The 14578-nt window shown below is 65.3% G+C and carries 16 protein-coding genes; 11 read left to right on the forward strand and 5 right to left on the reverse strand.

Going from position 1 to position 14578, the window contains the following annotated elements; genetic code table 11:
• Positions 1–110: 110 nt before the first annotated feature.
• The gene (locus ACRSCF_RS06440) at positions 111–1637 is read left to right on the forward strand and encodes a methyl-accepting chemotaxis protein (RefSeq protein WP_046986824.1); all 1527 of its coding nucleotides are present in this window, start codon (positions 111–113) and stop codon (positions 1635–1637) included.
• Here the strand turns inward: ACRSCF_RS06440 and brnQ are convergent.
• Complete coding sequence (gene brnQ / locus ACRSCF_RS06445) at positions 1624–2937, reverse strand: branched-chain amino acid transport system II carrier protein (RefSeq protein ID WP_034364108.1); 1314 nt, start codon at positions 2935–2937, stop codon at positions 1624–1626. The genes ACRSCF_RS06440 and brnQ overlap by 14 nt on opposite strands.
• Positions 2938–3378: 441 nt before the next feature.
• Here brnQ and ACRSCF_RS06450 point away from each other — a divergent pair, with 441 nt between their 5' ends.
• Positions 3379–4686 (forward strand): replication-associated recombination protein A, encoded by a 1308-nt coding sequence (locus tag ACRSCF_RS06450; RefSeq protein ID WP_017405196.1) that lies wholly within the window; start codon positions 3379–3381, stop codon positions 4684–4686.
• Positions 4687–4724: 38 nt separating this feature from the next.
• Here ACRSCF_RS06450 and ACRSCF_RS06455 read toward each other — a convergent pair whose 3' ends face one another.
• Positions 4725–5174, reverse strand: a complete 450-nt coding sequence (locus ACRSCF_RS06455; protein WP_016445769.1) for a winged helix-turn-helix transcriptional regulator — start codon at positions 5172–5174, stop codon at positions 4725–4727.
• Positions 5175–5265: 91 nt separating this feature from the next.
• On the opposite strand from ACRSCF_RS06455, the gene ACRSCF_RS06460 reads away from it, so the two are divergent.
• Together ACRSCF_RS06460 and ACRSCF_RS06465 are read left to right on the forward strand one after the other, a co-directional pair.
• The gene (locus ACRSCF_RS06460; protein WP_016445770.1) at positions 5266–5994 is read left to right on the forward strand and encodes an SDR family oxidoreductase; all 729 of its coding nucleotides are present in this window, start codon (positions 5266–5268) and stop codon (positions 5992–5994) included.
• A gap of 52 nt (positions 5995–6046) precedes the next feature.
• Complete coding sequence (locus ACRSCF_RS06465) at positions 6047–6652, forward strand: 2-hydroxychromene-2-carboxylate isomerase (protein ID WP_016445771.1); 606 nt, start codon at positions 6047–6049, stop codon at positions 6650–6652.
• An 8-nt stretch (positions 6653–6660) separates the two neighbouring features.
• Here the strand turns inward: ACRSCF_RS06465 and ACRSCF_RS06470 are convergent, their stop codons facing one another.
• Complete coding sequence (locus ACRSCF_RS06470; protein ID WP_016445772.1) at positions 6661–7008, reverse strand: GFA family protein; 348 nt, start codon at positions 7006–7008, stop codon at positions 6661–6663.
• A 305-nt stretch (positions 7009–7313) separates the two neighbouring features.
• On the opposite strand from ACRSCF_RS06470, the gene ACRSCF_RS06475 reads away from it, so the two are divergent.
• The 7 genes from ACRSCF_RS06475 to ACRSCF_RS06505 all read left to right on the forward strand — a co-directional run bounded on the left by ACRSCF_RS06475 (position 7314) and on the right by ACRSCF_RS06505 (position 13334).
• Positions 7314–8243, forward strand: a complete 930-nt coding sequence (locus tag ACRSCF_RS06475; RefSeq protein ID WP_016445773.1) for a branched-chain amino acid ABC transporter permease — start codon at positions 7314–7316, stop codon at positions 8241–8243.
• Positions 8244–8253: 10 nt separating this feature from the next.
• Positions 8254–9333 (forward strand): ABC transporter permease subunit, encoded by a 1080-nt coding sequence (locus ACRSCF_RS06480; RefSeq protein WP_244387880.1) that lies wholly within the window; start codon positions 8254–8256, stop codon positions 9331–9333.
• A 17-nt stretch (positions 9334–9350) separates the two neighbouring features.
• Complete coding sequence (locus ACRSCF_RS06485) at positions 9351–10145, forward strand: ABC transporter ATP-binding protein (protein WP_016445775.1); 795 nt, start codon at positions 9351–9353, stop codon at positions 10143–10145.
• A gap of 3 nt (positions 10146–10148) precedes the next feature.
• Positions 10149–10895, forward strand: coding sequence for an ABC transporter ATP-binding protein (locus ACRSCF_RS06490; protein ID WP_047326590.1), 747 nt, complete (start codon positions 10149–10151; stop codon positions 10893–10895).
• Between the two features lie 252 nt (positions 10896–11147).
• Positions 11148–11510: a DMT family protein gene (locus ACRSCF_RS06495; protein ID WP_244387881.1), complete on the forward strand. Its 363-nt coding sequence runs from the start codon at positions 11148–11150 to the stop codon at positions 11508–11510.
• 143 nt (positions 11511–11653) lie between these two features.
• A complete protein-coding gene (locus ACRSCF_RS06500; RefSeq protein ID WP_016445778.1) occupies positions 11654–12301 on the forward strand; it encodes a DUF47 domain-containing protein in 648 nt (215 codons plus the stop codon).
• Positions 12302–12323: 22 nt separating this feature from the next.
• A complete protein-coding gene (locus ACRSCF_RS06505; protein WP_016445779.1) occupies positions 12324–13334 on the forward strand; it encodes an inorganic phosphate transporter in 1011 nt (336 codons plus the stop codon).
• Positions 13335–13410: 76 nt separating this feature from the next.
• Here the strand turns inward: ACRSCF_RS06505 and ACRSCF_RS06510 are convergent, their stop codons facing one another.
• Both ACRSCF_RS06510 and ACRSCF_RS06515 read right to left on the reverse strand, forming a co-directional pair.
• A complete protein-coding gene (locus tag ACRSCF_RS06510) occupies positions 13411–13917 on the reverse strand; it encodes an NINE protein (RefSeq protein WP_212644951.1) in 507 nt (168 codons plus the stop codon).
• 7 nt (positions 13918–13924) lie between these two features.
• Positions 13925–14449 carry a GNAT family N-acetyltransferase gene (locus tag ACRSCF_RS06515; RefSeq protein WP_034364110.1) on the reverse strand — a complete coding sequence of 175 codons (525 nt, stop codon included), beginning with the start codon at positions 14447–14449 and terminating at the stop codon, positions 13925–13927.
• Positions 14450–14578 lie beyond the last annotated feature (129 nt).

A 14578-nucleotide genomic window follows, 5' to 3' on the forward strand; every position in this document is an offset into this window, starting at 1 on the left:
TGAGGTTTTGTAATGGTTTTGCCTAATATCGCCAGGACAATAGCGGCCTGCGGCCAGCGACTGTTTCGACGTCCCTTCGAGGACATGCTGGCCGGCTCTCGCATGTCTTTATGAACCTCAGTCGCAAGTTGCCGCTCGCCATTGCCATGGCGCTGCTATTCACCCTGGCCGCCGGATTCTTCGGCCTCTGGTCGGCCCATCAATCCCTTGGCGTCTTTCACGGCGACGTACAGCGCCACATGGCCGCAGAGCGCCTTGCCGCAGAAGTGGAAGGCCACTTCAAGACCCAGGTCCAGGAATGGAAGAACGTGCTGCTGCGCGGCTCGGACAACGCGCTGCGCGAGCGGCACTGGAAGGGCTTTCTGTCCGATGAGCGCGCCGTGCAGGACAAGACCACCGCCTTGCTGGCCCTGGTGGAAGACGCCGCCCTGCGCGAGATGGCCCAGCGCTTTGTGGCACAGCACCGCAAGATGGCCGAGGGCTATCGCGTGGGCCTGGACAAGTTCGAGGCCACGGGCTTCGACCCCTCCGTGGGCGACATGGCCGTGCGCGGCGTGGACCGCGAGCCGGCCGAGCTGCTGTCCCGGCTCAAGGCCGGCATCGCTGCCCAGAGCAAGTCCGTGGCCGACGATGCCTACAGCAGCGGCAGGCGCGCCACGGAATTGAGCCTGGCGCTGATGCTGGTGGCGGCCGTGGCCGGCGTGGCCATTGGCTGGCTCATCACCCGCGCCGTGGTGGCACCGCTGCGCAGCGCGGTCCGGCTGGCCGAGAACGTGGCCCGTGGCCATCTGACCAATGCCATAGCGAGCGGCGGCCGCGACGAGCTGGGCCAGCTGCTGCGGGCGCTGGGCGCCATGCAGGAACAGCTGCGCAGCATCGTCGTGGAAGTGCGCGGCAATGCGGAGCAGGTGGCATCCGCCAGCTCGCAGATCGCAGCGGGCAACAGCGACCTGGCCCAGCGCACCGAGCAGCAGGCGTCGGCCCTGCAGATGACGGCATCCTCCATGGACCAGCTCGACTCCACCGTGCGCGGCAATGCCGATCACGCAGAGAAGGCCAACCTGCTGGCTTCGTCCGCCAGCGACATTGCCACGCGCGGCGGCGATGCCATCTCGGCCGTCGTGGGCACCATGCGCAGCATCCAGGATGCGTCCGAACGCGTGGTCAGCATCATCGAGGTGATCGACGGCATTGCCTTCCAGACCAACATTCTTGCGCTCAACGCGGCCGTGGAGGCCGCACGGGCCGGCGAGCAGGGCCGGGGCTTTGCGGTGGTGGCCGCCGAGGTGCGCACGCTGGCCCAGCGCAGCTCGGGTGCGGCGCGGGAGATCCGCGACCTGATCCAGGCCAACGCCCAGCGCGTGGCCCTGGGCGCCCAGGAGGTGGACAGTGCGGGCGCGACCATGGCCTCGGTGCAGGAGGCGATTGCCAAGGTCTCGCGCATGATCGGCGCCATCAGCCATTCCAGCGGCGAACAGAGCGCGGGCGTGAGCCATGTCAACAGCGCCATCGTCCGCATCGAGGAAGGCACCCAGCAGAACGCCGCGCTGGTGGAGCAGACCAGTTCGGCCGCCGAGAGCCTGCGCAAGCAGGCCCATCAGCTGGTCGAACTCATGTCGAGGTTCAGGACGGCTTGAACGCGGTGGCGGGCGCAGGGCGCAGCCGGTCGTGGAGGGCGGCCAGCACCAGGGTCGCGGCCACGGGCAGGGCCCAGCCCATGCCGTTGCCCGGCAGGCTGTTCAGGAATGCGGGCAGCCAGTCCTGCCAGCCGGCAGCCCTGGCTGCATCGATGAGACCAAACAACAGGGCCACGGCCAGCACCGGTGCGAACACCCGCTGCGCATTGCGCCACAGGCCCGACAGCAGGCTCAGCACCACCAGGGCGATGGCCAGCGGGTAGATGCCCACGAGCACGGGTCCGGATACGGCGATCAACTGGGCCAGGCCCTGGTTGGACACCAGAATGCAGGCCAGGCCGATGGCCACCACCACTGCACGGTAGGGCAGGCGCAGCATTTGGCTGAAGTAGGCGCCGCAGGCACTGACCAGGCCCACGGCCGTGGTCAGGCAGGCCAGGGAGATCACCACGGCCAGCAGCAGGCTGCCGATGGGGCCGAAGGTGTGATCCACATAGCGGGTGAGGATGAGCACGCCGGTCTGTGCCTGCGGGGCGATGGACTGGCTGGTGGCGCCCAGATGGATCAGCGACAGATACACCATGCCCAGTCCGACGGCGGCGATCACGCCCGCGACGATGGCGTAGCGCGTCTGCAGGCCGGTATCGGAGATGCCGCGGTCACGGATGGCGTTGACGATGACGATGCCGAAGGCCAGCGCCCCCAGCGCGTCCATGGTCTGGTAGCCCTCCAGGAAACCTTCGGTCAGCGGCGACACCAGGTAGTCGCCACTGGCCCTGGTGGCCTCCCCGGCCGGCAGCAGCACGGCGGCGGCGCCCAGCACCACCAGCGCCAGTATCAACACGGGCGTGATCAGCTTGCCGATGTTGTCGATCAGCTTGCCCGGGAACAGGGACAGGCCCATGACCAGGGCGAAGTACACGGCAGAGTAGATGAACAGGGCTGTGCTGCTGTGGCCCATGAAAGGCGCAAAGCCCATCTCGAACGACACCGTCGCCGTGCGCGGCGTGGCGAACAGCGGCCCCAGGATGAGATAGATCAGCAGGCCCAGCACCATTCCGGCCTTGCGGCCCACGGGCGAGGTCAGTGCGTCCATGCCGCCGCCCACGCGCGCCAGTGCGACCACCGTGAGCAGGGGCAGGCCCACGCCCGTCAGCAGGAAGCCGGTGGCCGCGGCGGCCGCGTGTTCGCCGGCGCCCTGGCCGACCATGGGCGGAAAGATGATGTTGCCCGCGCCGAGGAACAGCGCAAAGGTCATGAAGCCTAGGGCGATCAGGTCCCTGGTCTTGAGTGTTTGCATGGATGCAGAAATGAAAAGGCACCGCATTGCCGCATGGCAGGCGGTTCCGTAAACGGAGGTAGGCGCGGGTTGGAAGGCTGCGATGACGCAGGCCCGAAGGTCGCGCGTGGATCGCGCGGCCGGCTCCGCAAAGGGCAGCATTTTAGGGCTGCGGCCCGAAGCAGGTGTGAAATGTCAGTGATTGCTCTTGATGGGGTGCATGCAAACAATCCATGTCGTTTCAGTGACATGCCTGGAGGCGATGGCCATATTCCCGTCTGAAGATCAGGAGTTTCAGTCCACGGCCGACATCAGGCATCAAGGCCTGGCGCACCTGCGCCAGCCATGGCGTGGACAATGGCGCCATGGTTCTGCAACTGCATCTGTTCCCCTTGGCGAAGAATCCGCAACACGGGCTGCCGCACCTCGCGTGCGGGGAGCGGCCTTCGAGAGAGCTGTCCCATGGCTGATCTGTTCACCCAGGAGCCCTCCGCACCACTGGCCGAAGCCCTGCGGCCCAAGACCCTGGACGAGGTCGTGGGCCAGTCCCACCTGCTGGGCGAAGGCAAGCCGCTGCGCCTGGCCTTCCAGTCGGGCAAGCCGCATTCCATGATCTTCTGGGGGCCACCCGGCGTGGGCAAGACCACGCTGGCCCGGCTCACGGCCACTGCCTTCAAGTGCGAGTTCATTGCGCTGTCGGCGGTGTTCTCCGGGGTCAAGGACATCCGCGCGGCCATGGAGCAGGCCCAGCAGAACCTGGCCATGGGCAGGCACACCATCCTGTTCGTGGACGAGATCCACCGCTTCAACAAATCCCAGCAGGATGCGCTGCTGCCCTATGCGGAAAGCGGCCTGGTGACCTTCATCGGCGCCACCACGGAAAACCCGTCCTTCGAGGTGAACTCGGCCCTGCTGTCGCGCGCACAGGTCTATGTGCTGCAGTCCCTGACCGACGAAGAGCTCAGGCAGCTGCTGCAGCGCGCGCAGGAAAAGGCCCTTGGCGGCCTGCAGTTCGACGACTTGGCGCGGGACACCATCATCGGCTATGCCGATGGCGACGCCCGGCGGTTCCTGAACCTGCTGGAGCAATGCCAGACGGCGGCGGGCGCTGCAGGCGTCACCCGGATCGATGCCGAATTCGTGCAGAACGCGCTGACCTTGAACGCCAGGCGTTTCGACAAGGGGGGCGACAACTTCTACGACCAGATCTCGGCCCTGCACAAGTCCGTGCGCGGCTCCCATCCCGATGCGGCGCTCTACTGGCTCACCCGCATGCTCGACGGCGGCGCCGATGCGCGCTACCTGTCGCGGCGCATCGTGCGCATGGCCTGGGAAGACATAGGCCTGGCCGATCCGCGCGCCATGCAGATCGCCAACGATGCGGCCCTGACCTACGAGCGCCTGGGCAGCCCCGAAGGCGAGCTGGCCCTGGGCCAGGCCGTCATCTACCTGGCCATGGCCCCCAAGAGCAACGCCGGCTACAACGCCTACAACAAGGCCCGGGCCTTCGTGAAGCAGGACAGGAGCCGCGAGGTGCCCGTGCACCTGCGCAACGCGCCCACCAAGCTCATGAAGGAGCTGGGCTACGGCCATGAATACCGCTACGCGCACGACGAGCCCAACGCCTACGCGGCCGGCGAGACCTATCTGCCCGAGGGCATTGCGGAGCCGGGCTGGTACCAGCCCGTGCCACGGGGCCTGGAGATCAAGATCGGCGAGAAGCTGGCCGTGCTGCGCAAGTGGGATGAAGAGGCTGGCGGCGGCGCATAGCCGAATCCCGTGAGAGCAGGCCGGGGCTGGAGCCAGGGCTAGGCGCCCGGGCCGGGCTCCACCGTCACATCCCGCGCGTGCAAGGGAGCGTGGCAGTGCGAGCAGACGATCAGGGGATCGAACGTGTGGCCGCACACCGAATGCCGGTGCAGCAGGGGCCGGCCTTCCTCGCCGGACATGTGCACATCGCCCCAGTGCACGATGGCCATGACCACGGGATGCAGGTCCAGTCCCTTGGACGTGAGGCGGTACTCGTGCCGCACCGGCGCCTCCTGGTAGGCCACCTTCTTGAGCACGCCGGCCTCGACCAGCCTGGCCAGCCTGTCCGACAGCATGGGGCGTGAAATGCCCAGGCGCCCCAGGAATTCATCGAAGCGGCGCACTCCCAGAAAGCAGTCGCGCAGCACCAGCAGCGTCCAGCGGTCACCGATGACCGAGACCGTGCGTGCGATGGAGCAGCGCTCCTCTTCCAGTTCGTTCCATTTCATTGGGCAGTTCCCCGCTTGACGGGTTCAGATTTTAAACCTACCGTGCATAAAGTTCAAAAAATGAACTTACTTCTTCATCCACGGAGATTCCATGACCGACAAGAAAGCCATCCTCGTCATCGGTGCCGGTGACGCCACGGGCGGGGCGATTGCCCGGCGCTTTGCGCGCGAAGGCTATATCGCCTGCGTCACCCGCCGCGATGCCGACAAACTCCAGCCGCTGGTCGAGCAGATCCGCGCCGCAGGGGGTGAAGCCCATGGCTTTGGCAGCGACGCGCGCAAGGAAGAGGAAATGGTGGCCCTGGTGCAGAAGATCGAGGCCGAGATCGCACCCATCGAGGTCGCCGTCTTCAACATCGGCGCCAATGTGCGCTTCGGCATCACCGAAACCACGGCGCGCGTCTACTTCAAGGTCTGGGAGATGGCCTGCTTCGCCGGCTTTCTGATGGGGCGGGAGGCGGCCAGGGTGATGCTGCCGCGCGGCCGGGGCACCATCATCTTCACGGGCGCCACGGCCAGCTTGCGCGGGCGCGAGGGCTTTGCCGCGTTTGCCGGTGCCAAGCACGGCCTGCGCGCCCTGGCGCAGAGCATGGCGCGCGAACTCTGGCCCAAGGGCATCCATGTGGCCCATCCCGTGATCGACGGCGCCATAGACACCGAATTCATCCGCAGCAATTTCCCCGAGCGCTATGCCCTCAAGGAGCAGGGCGGCATCCTCAATCCCGAGCACATTGCCGACCTCTACTGGCAACTGCACCAGCAGCCGCGCGACGCCTGGACGCACGAGACCGAGATCCGTCCCTGGATGGAGCCGTGGTGAGCCGCCTTGCCTTATCGCATCGTCACTTCCTCCCACTCCCGCAGGCCACGCCATGAACACCAAGGTGCAATTTCTCTTCGACTTCGGCAGCCCCAACGCCTATCTCTGCCACCAGGTCATTCCCCGGATCGAGGCGCGCAGCGGCATCCGCTTCGAATATGTGCCTGTCCTGCTGGGAGGCCTGTTCAAGCTGGCCAACAACCGCTCCCCGGCCGAGGCCAATGCCGACATTCCCAACAAGCGCGCCTATGAGGCGCTGGAGCTGCAGCGCTTCGTGCACAGGCACAGCCTCACGCGTTTCCGGATGAATCCTCACTTTCCCGTGAACACCCTGCAGATCATGCGTGGGGCCGTGGCCGCCCAGGACATGGGCTGCTTCGAGCGCTATGTCGATGCGGTGTTCTCCAGCATGTGGGAGAAGGGCTGCAAGATGGACGATGCCCAGGTGATCGGCACCGAGCTGTCTGGGGCGGGTCTGGACGCCCCAGCCCTGATCGCCGCAAGCCAGACGCCAGAAGTCAAGGCCCGGCTGCTGGCAAATACCGAGCAGGCCTTCCACCGTGGCGCTTTCGGATCGCCCACCTTTTTTGTTGGCGACGAGATCTATTTCGGCAAGGACCGCCTGCGCGATGTGGAGGAAGAAGCGCTGCGGGCCTGAAGCCAGCCTCAGGCCGACCGTCCGTCGTAGCGCGTGATGCGCAAGGCTTCGGCATCCACGCCTTCCAGGCAGCGCACGTTGACGGCCGCCATGTGCCGGCCCTTGGGATCGGTGGCTTCGCCGAAAGGGTGGATGCCGCAGGTCGGGCAGAAGCGGTGCTGGATCAGATGCCGGTGGAAGGTGTAGGAGCGCATCTGCTCCTCGGGCGTGCTCAGCTGCAGCTGTTCGCGAGGCACGAACCACATGAGGGCGCCCTTGCGCGCGCAGATGGAGCAGTTGCAGGCCATGACCTGGGTGAGTTCGCCTTCCACATCGAAAGCGATGCCGCCGCAGTGGCAGCTGCCGTGGTATTTCATCGGGGTTCTCCGTGGCCACCGCTTGCCGGCGGCACTGCCGTTGATGGTAGGAGTTCATGCTGGCTGCGGCAAATTGCTGCAGTGCTACATAAGAGCGCGTGGCTTGTAAAGCCTCGGGAAACCCCGCTGCAACAAGGCGTTGCAGGCCACCGGGGGGTGCCTAGAATCGCCCATCCCCTGCGGCTTCCTGATCACAAGCCGGGATGCGGCAGGAGAGCTTCCACCACCATGGCATTGCTGGCTCCGTTCGTTTGGATGCGAGGCACGCTGAATGTCTCCATCCTGAGCAAAAGGGGAGAGCGCATATGGACATACTGCTTCAGCAGGTCATCAACGGATTGGTCCTGGGCAGCATGTATGCCCTGATCGCCCTGGGCTACACCATGGTGTACGGCATCATCCAGCTCATCAACTTCGCCCATGGCGAGGTGCTCATGGTCGGGGCGCTGACCAGCTGGAGCTGCATAGGCCTGATGCAGGAGGCCATGCCGGGCGCACCGGGCTGGCTGATCCTGCTGCTGGCGACGGTGATCGCCTGCGTGGTGGCCGCCGCACTGAATTTCGTGATCGAGAAAGTGGCCTACCGGCGCCTGCGCAGCAGCCCGCGCCTGGCGCCCCTGATCACGGCCATCGGCGTCTCGCTGCTGCTGCAGACGCTGGCCATGATCATCTGGAAGCCCAACTACAAGGCCTATCCCACGCTGCTGCCGAGCACGCCCTTCGAGATCGGCACGGCGGTGATCACGCCCACCCAGATCCTGGTGCTGGTGGTCACGGCGATTGCGCTGGCTGCGCTGACCTACCTGGTCAACTACACCAAGCTCGGGCGCGCCATGCGGGCCACGGCCGAGAATCCGCGCGTGGCGGCCTTGATGGGCGTCAAGCCTGACATGGTGATCTCTGCCACCTTCATCATCGGCGCCGTGCTGGCGGCCATCGCGGGCATCATGTACGCCTCCAACTACGGCACGGCCCACCACACCATGGGCTTTCTGCCGGGGCTCAAGGCCTTCACGGCGGCCGTGTTCGGCGGCATCGGCAACCTGGCAGGCGCCGTGGTCGGCGCCATGCTGCTGGGGCTGATCGAGTCTATTGGCTCGGGCTACATCGGTGATCTCACGGGCGGCGTGCTGGGCAGCCACTACACCGACATCTTCGCCTTCATCGTGCTCATCATCATCCTGACGCTGCGCCCCTCGGGCCTGCTGGGTGAGCGTGTGGCCGACCGCGCCTGAGGAGAGACGCATGAACAGCAAGAAGACCGTGCAATGGATCCTGGGTGGCCTGGCGCTGCTGGTGCTGCCGCTGGTGCTGCAGTATTTCGGCAATGCCTGGGTGCGCATCGCCGACCTGGCGCTGCTCTATGTGCTGCTGGCATTGGGCCTGAATGTGGTGGTGGGCTACGCGGGCCTGCTGGACCTGGGCTATGTGGCGTTCTACGCCGTGGGCGCCTACATGTTCGCGCTGATGGCCTCGCCGCATCTGGCGGAGACCTTCGAGGGCTTTGCCGCCATGTTCCCGGACGGGCTGCATGCCTCCATCTGGCTGGTGATACCGCTGGCGGCGCTGCTGGCGGCCATCACGGGGATTTTGCTGGGCATTCCGGTGCTCAAGCTGCGCGGGGACTACCTGGCCATCGTCACGCTGGGCTTCGGCGAGATCATCCGCATCTTCATGAACAACCTGGACCAGCCGGTCAACATCACCAATGGCCCCAAAGGCATAGGCCAGATCGACTCGGTCAAGATCCTGGGACTGGACCTGGCCAAGCGCCAGGAGATCTTCGGCTACGACATCAGCTCGGTCACGCTGTACTACTACCTGTTCCTCTTCCTGGTGCTGGTCAGCATCGTGATCTGCTGGCGCCTGCAGGACTCGCGCATAGGCCGCGCCTGGATGGCCATCCGCGAGGATGAGATCGCCGCCAAGGCCATGGGCATCAACACGCGCAACATGAAGCTGCTGGCTTTCGGCATGGGCGCCTCTTTTGGCGGTGTCTCGGGCGCCATGTTCGCGGCCTTCCAGGGCTTCGTCTCGCCCGAGTCGTTCAGCCTCATGGAGTCCATCATGATCGTGGCCATGGTGGTGCTCGGCGGCCTGGGCCATCTGCCCGGCGTGATCCTGGGTGCGGTGCTGCTGTCGGCGTTGCCCGAGGTGCTGCGCTATGTGGCCGGTCCCCTGCAGCAGATGACCGATGGGCGGCTCGATGCCTCCATCCTGCGCCAGCTGCTGATCGCGCTGGCCATGATCGTCATCATGCTGATGCGTCCGCGCGGCCTGTGGCCGTCGCCCGAGCATGGCAAGAACCTGCCGCACCAGTCCTGAGCATGGAGAAACCGCAGATGGCGAATACGGCAGACAACAGCTCCAGCGCTCCGGTGCTCAGGGTTTCGGGCATTTCCAAACGCTTCGGCGGGCTGCAGGCGCTGTCCGATGTGGGCATGACCATTGGCCGGGGCCAGGTCTACGGACTGATCGGACCCAATGGCGCGGGCAAGACCACCTTCTTCAACGTGATCACGGGCCTGTACACGCCCGACAGCGGCAGTTTCGAGCTGGCCGGCAAGGCCTACGAGCCCACGGCAGTGCACAAGGTGGCCAAGGCCGGCATTGCGCGCACCTTCCAGAACATCCGGCTGTTTGCCGAGATGACGGCGCTGGAGAACGTGATGGTCGGGCGCCATGTGCGCACGCACTCGGGCCTGATCGGCGCGGTGCTGCGCACGCGCGGCTTCAAGGCCGAGGAGGCCGCCATCCGCGCGCGCGCCCGTGAATTGCTGGACTACGTGGGCATCTCCAAGTACGCGGACTTCAAGGCCCGCACGCTGAGCTACGGCGACCAGCGGCGCCTGGAAATCGCGCGGGCGCTGGCCACCGACCCGCAGCTGATCGCGCTGGACGAGCCTGCCGCCGGCATGAATGCCACCGAGAAAGTGCAGCTGCGCGAGCTGATCGACCGCATCCGCCGCGACCAGCGCACCATCTTGCTGATCGAGCACGACGTGAAGCTGGTCATGGGCCTGTGCGACCGCGTCACCGTGCTCGACTATGGCAAGCCCATTGCCGAAGGCACGCCGGCCGAGGTGCAGAAGAACGACAAGGTGATCGAAGCCTATCTGGGCACGGGAGGACACTGAACCATGGGCGAGCAAGAGCAAGACAAGGGCGCGTCCCCTCCGGTGCTGCTGAAGGTCGAGGGCCTGAAGGTGGCCTATGGCGGCATTCAGGCCGTCAAGGGCGTGGACTTCGAGGTGCGCCAGGGCGAGCTGGTCTCGCTGATCGGCTCCAACGGTGCCGGCAAGACCACCACCATGAAGGCCGTCACGCGCAGCCTGCAGATGGCGGACGGCGATGTGCACTACCTGGGCCGCAGCATCCGGGGCGTGGGCGCCTGGGATCTGGTGGCCCAGGGCCTGGTCATGGTGCCCGAAGGGCGCGGCGTGTTTGCGCGCATGACCATCACCGAGAACCTGCTCATGGGCGCCTACACGCGCAACGACAAGGCCGGCATTGCCGCCGACATCGAGCGCATGTTCGGCATCTTCCCGCGGCTGAAGGAGCGCCGCGACCAGCTGGCCGGCACCATGTCGGGTGGCGAGCAGCAGATGCTGGCCATGGCGCGCGCGCTGATGAGCCAGCCCAAGGTGCTGCTGCTGGACGAGCCCTCCATGGGCCTGTCGCCCATCATGGTGGACAAGATCTTCGAGGTGGTGAGCGACGTGCACGGCCTGGGCGTGACCCTTGTGCTGGTCGAGCAAAATGCCAGCCGTGCGCTGGCGCTGGCCGATCGCGGCTATGTGATGGAGTCCGGCCTGATCACCATGACGGGGCCCGGCCAGACCCTGCTCAGCGACCCGCGCGTGCGGGCTGCCTATCTGGGCGAGTGAGCGCCACGGCTGCCGTGAGCGCGGGGATGGATGGAATGCCCCGTGCCACTGACGGGATATGGCAAAAATATGACGATTTGATGAAGATTCATCAAGCGTCGATCGATGCGAGACTTTGCGTATTTGTGCGATGGAATGGGTTATTCGAGGAAATTCGCGCAAAAAGGCAATTTTTGGAAAGAAATCGAAAATCCGCCCTGCCCAGTGCCGGACGCGATAATTTGGGTTTCCCCGCGTCGGGCTGCACATCACATGAACTGGCTCCAACACATCCCCATCGGGCTGCAGACCGTGGTCCTGCTGGCCATGAGCAATGTCTTCATGACCTTCGCCTGGTATGGCCACCTGAAGAACCACGCCTCGTCGCCCTGGTACGTGGCAGCCCTTGTCAGCTGGGGCATCGCGCTGTTCGAGTACCTGCTGCAGGTGCCCGCCAACCGCATAGGCCACACGCAGTTCAGCGTGGCGCAGCTCAAGATCATCCAGGAGGTGATCACGCTGGCGGTGTTCGCGCCCTTTGCCGTGCTTTACCTGAACCAGCCGCTCAAATGGGACTTCCTCTGGGCCGGGCTGTGCATGGTGGGCGCGGTGTACTTTATTTTTCGCAGCGGCTGACAGGGCGGCGCGCCGGCGCGCAAAAACGCGCCTGGGACTCAAGAGTACACTTCGCCCCGTTCAAGCCGGGAAGCCATGCCAAGCATCCGCAATGTGACGCAGTGAGTCGCCTGGTTCCCCCTGTTTCCCGGTAAGGAGCATTCATGCTTTTTGGCAAGTTATTGCCGCGCGAAGGCAATTTTTTCGAGATGTTCAACCAGCATGCCGATCGCATCGTCGAAGCCGCGCATGCCTTCTCGCAGCTTGTCGCCAACTACAACGATCCTCATCTTCGCGAGAAGTACAACGAGGACGTGAACAACGCCGAGCGTGCCGCAGACCGCGTGACGCACGACGTCACCAAGGCGCTGCACAAGACCTTCATCACGCCGCTGGACCGCGAGCACATCCACTCGCTGATCAACACCATGGACGACGTGGCCGACCTGATCCAGGACTCGGCCGAGACCATGGCGCTGTACGACGTGCGCCACATGACGGAAGAGATCACGCGCCTGACGGACCTGTGCGTGCGCTGCTGCGAGCGGCTGCGCGATGCGGTCAAGCTGCTGTCGCGCATCTCCGATCCCTCGGTGGTGGACGCGGCGATGAAGACCTGCGAGGAAATCGACCGCCTCGAATCGGACGCCGACCGCGTGATGCGCTCGGCCATGAGCAAGCTGTTCCGCGAAGAGCCCGATGTGCGCGAAGTCATCAAGCTCAAGGCCATCTACGAGCTGCTGGAGACGGTGACCGACCGCTGCGAGGACGTGGCCAACCTGATCGAGGGCATCGTCCTCGAGAATTCCTGAGCCCTCGCGGAGTCGTTTCTCTATGGAATCCGTACAAGCGGCCCTGTGGGTCGTGATCCTGCTGGTGGTGCTGGCCCTGCTGTTCGACTTCATGAACGGCTTCCACGATGCTGCCAACTCGATCGCCACCGTGGTCTCCACGGGCGTGCTCAAGCCCACGCAGGCCGTGGCCTTCGCGGCCTTCTTCAACGTGGTGGCGGTCTTTGTCTTTCACCTGAGCGTGGCAGCCACCGTGGGCAAGGGGATCGTGCAGCCCGGCATCGTCGACACGCATGTGGTCTTCGGTGCCCTGGTCGGTGCCATTGCCTGGAACGTGATCACCTGGCACTACGGCATCCCCAGCAGTTCCTCGCATGCGCTGATCGGCGGCATCGTGGGTGCGGTGATGGCCAAGGCCGGCGCAGGCGCGCTGATTGCCAGCGGCATCGGGAAGACCGTGGCTTTCATCTTCGTCTCGCCGCTGCTGGGCTACCTGCTGGGCTCGCTGATGATGGTGCTGGTGGCCTGGGTCTGCCGGCGCGCCGCGCCCAACAGGGTGGACCGCTGGTTCCGCAGGCTGCAGCTGGTCTCCGCCGGTGCCTATAGCCTGGGCCACGGCGGCAATGATGCGCAAAAGACCATCGGCATCATCTGGCTGCTGCTGATCGCCACCGGCTATGCCAATGCCGGCGACGCCGAGCCGCCGCTGTGGACCATCGTCAGCTGCTACCTGGCCATCGGCCTGGGAACCATGTTCGGCGGCTGGCGCATCGTCAAGACCATGGGCCAGAAGATCACCAAGCTCAAGCCCGTGGGCGGCTTCTGCGCCGAAAGCGGTGGTGCACTGACGCTGTTCTTTGCAACCTTCCTGGGCGTGCCGGTCTCGACCACGCACACCATCACCGGTGCCATCGTCGGCGTGGGCTCCACCCAGCGCGCCAGCGCCGTGCGCTGGGGCGTGGCAGGCAACATCGTCTGGGCCTGGGTGCTGACGATCCCTGCCAGCGCCTTCGTGGCATCGATTGCCTACTGGATCAGCCTGCAGCTGTATTGAGCCGGGGCTGCTGCCGCCAAAAAGAAAGACCGCCCATGGCGGTCTTTCTTTTTTCGGGGGAAGCGTTGGCTGCGCCTCACTGCGAAATCTTGCGCGCCTCCTCCACCTGGTGCTCGAAGTAGTGCTGGAAGCTGTAGGCAATGCTGGCCATGAGCACGGCGGCACCCAGCATCAGCGACAGCGCAATGGCAAAGATGGTTGACCAGCCCGTGCGTCCGGCCTGCGCCTGCACGTCAATGCCGGGGTTGTGGCGCCGGTTCCAGGCTTCGGTGTCGGTCAGCCCGTAGAGGATGGCGCGCAGCGCACAGCCGGCGATGGTGAAGCCCAGCAGCGGAATCAGCAGCCAGCTGAGCTGGTCGTCCTGTCCCAGTTGCTGCACGCGTTCGATGCCGTACACGCCCAGCGCCGTGGGCACGGGCAGCAGCCAGCCCAGCCAGTCGCCGAAGCCATGCAGATAGAAGCGGTGCAGCCCCAGCGGCCCGCCGACGAAGGCCAGCCAGGTCGTCAGGGTCTTGCTTTTGGGGCGCGGAGCCCCCTGCTGTGCTTGAGCGGGCTGAGGCAAAGGCGTGCTGGGTCGGTTCATGCACCCATTATTCGGGCGAACTGCGGTTGCCGTCTCCCAGGGTCTTCTCCATGAGAACGATGTCCAGCCAGCGGCCGAACTTCCATCCCATGGAGCTCAGCGTGCCCGCCGGAGTGAAGCCCGCGGCGCGGTGCACGCCGATGGAGCCGGCATTGGCCGAGTCACCGATCACCGCCAGCAGCTTGCGCACGCCGGCCGCCTCGCATTCGCGCGACAGCGCATCGAGCAGCAGTCGGCCCACGCCCTGGCCGCGCGCCGCGTCATGCACGTAGATGGAATCCTCGGCGGAGAAGCGATAGGCCGGGCGCGGCTTGAACCAGTTGGCATAGGCGAAGCCCAGCACCTGGCCCTGTTCGTCCACGGCGACCAGATAGGGCAGGCCCTTGGCCAGCACGTCCGCGCGGCGCGTTGCCATGTCCGATTCGGCAGGGGGATCGGTCTCGAACGTGCCCGTGCCGTGCAGCACGTGGTGGCGGTAAATGGCGGTGATGGCGGCGAGATCGCCGTCCAGGCTTGAGCGAATGGTAGGCATGGAAAGAGAAGTTGGATATAATCGCTGGTTTTACGGCGTGTCGCTGGCCGGGTGGCCATGTCGCGTGTCTCAAACGCCGCAAAACATGTGCAGCCATTCATTGTCTAGTTAATTGTGTGGTGGCTGCGC

This window comes from Delftia sp. 11MD (genome assembly GCF_050907895.1).
GTDB classification, from domain to species: Bacteria; Pseudomonadota; Gammaproteobacteria; order Burkholderiales; family Burkholderiaceae_C; genus Comamonas; species Comamonas tsuruhatensis.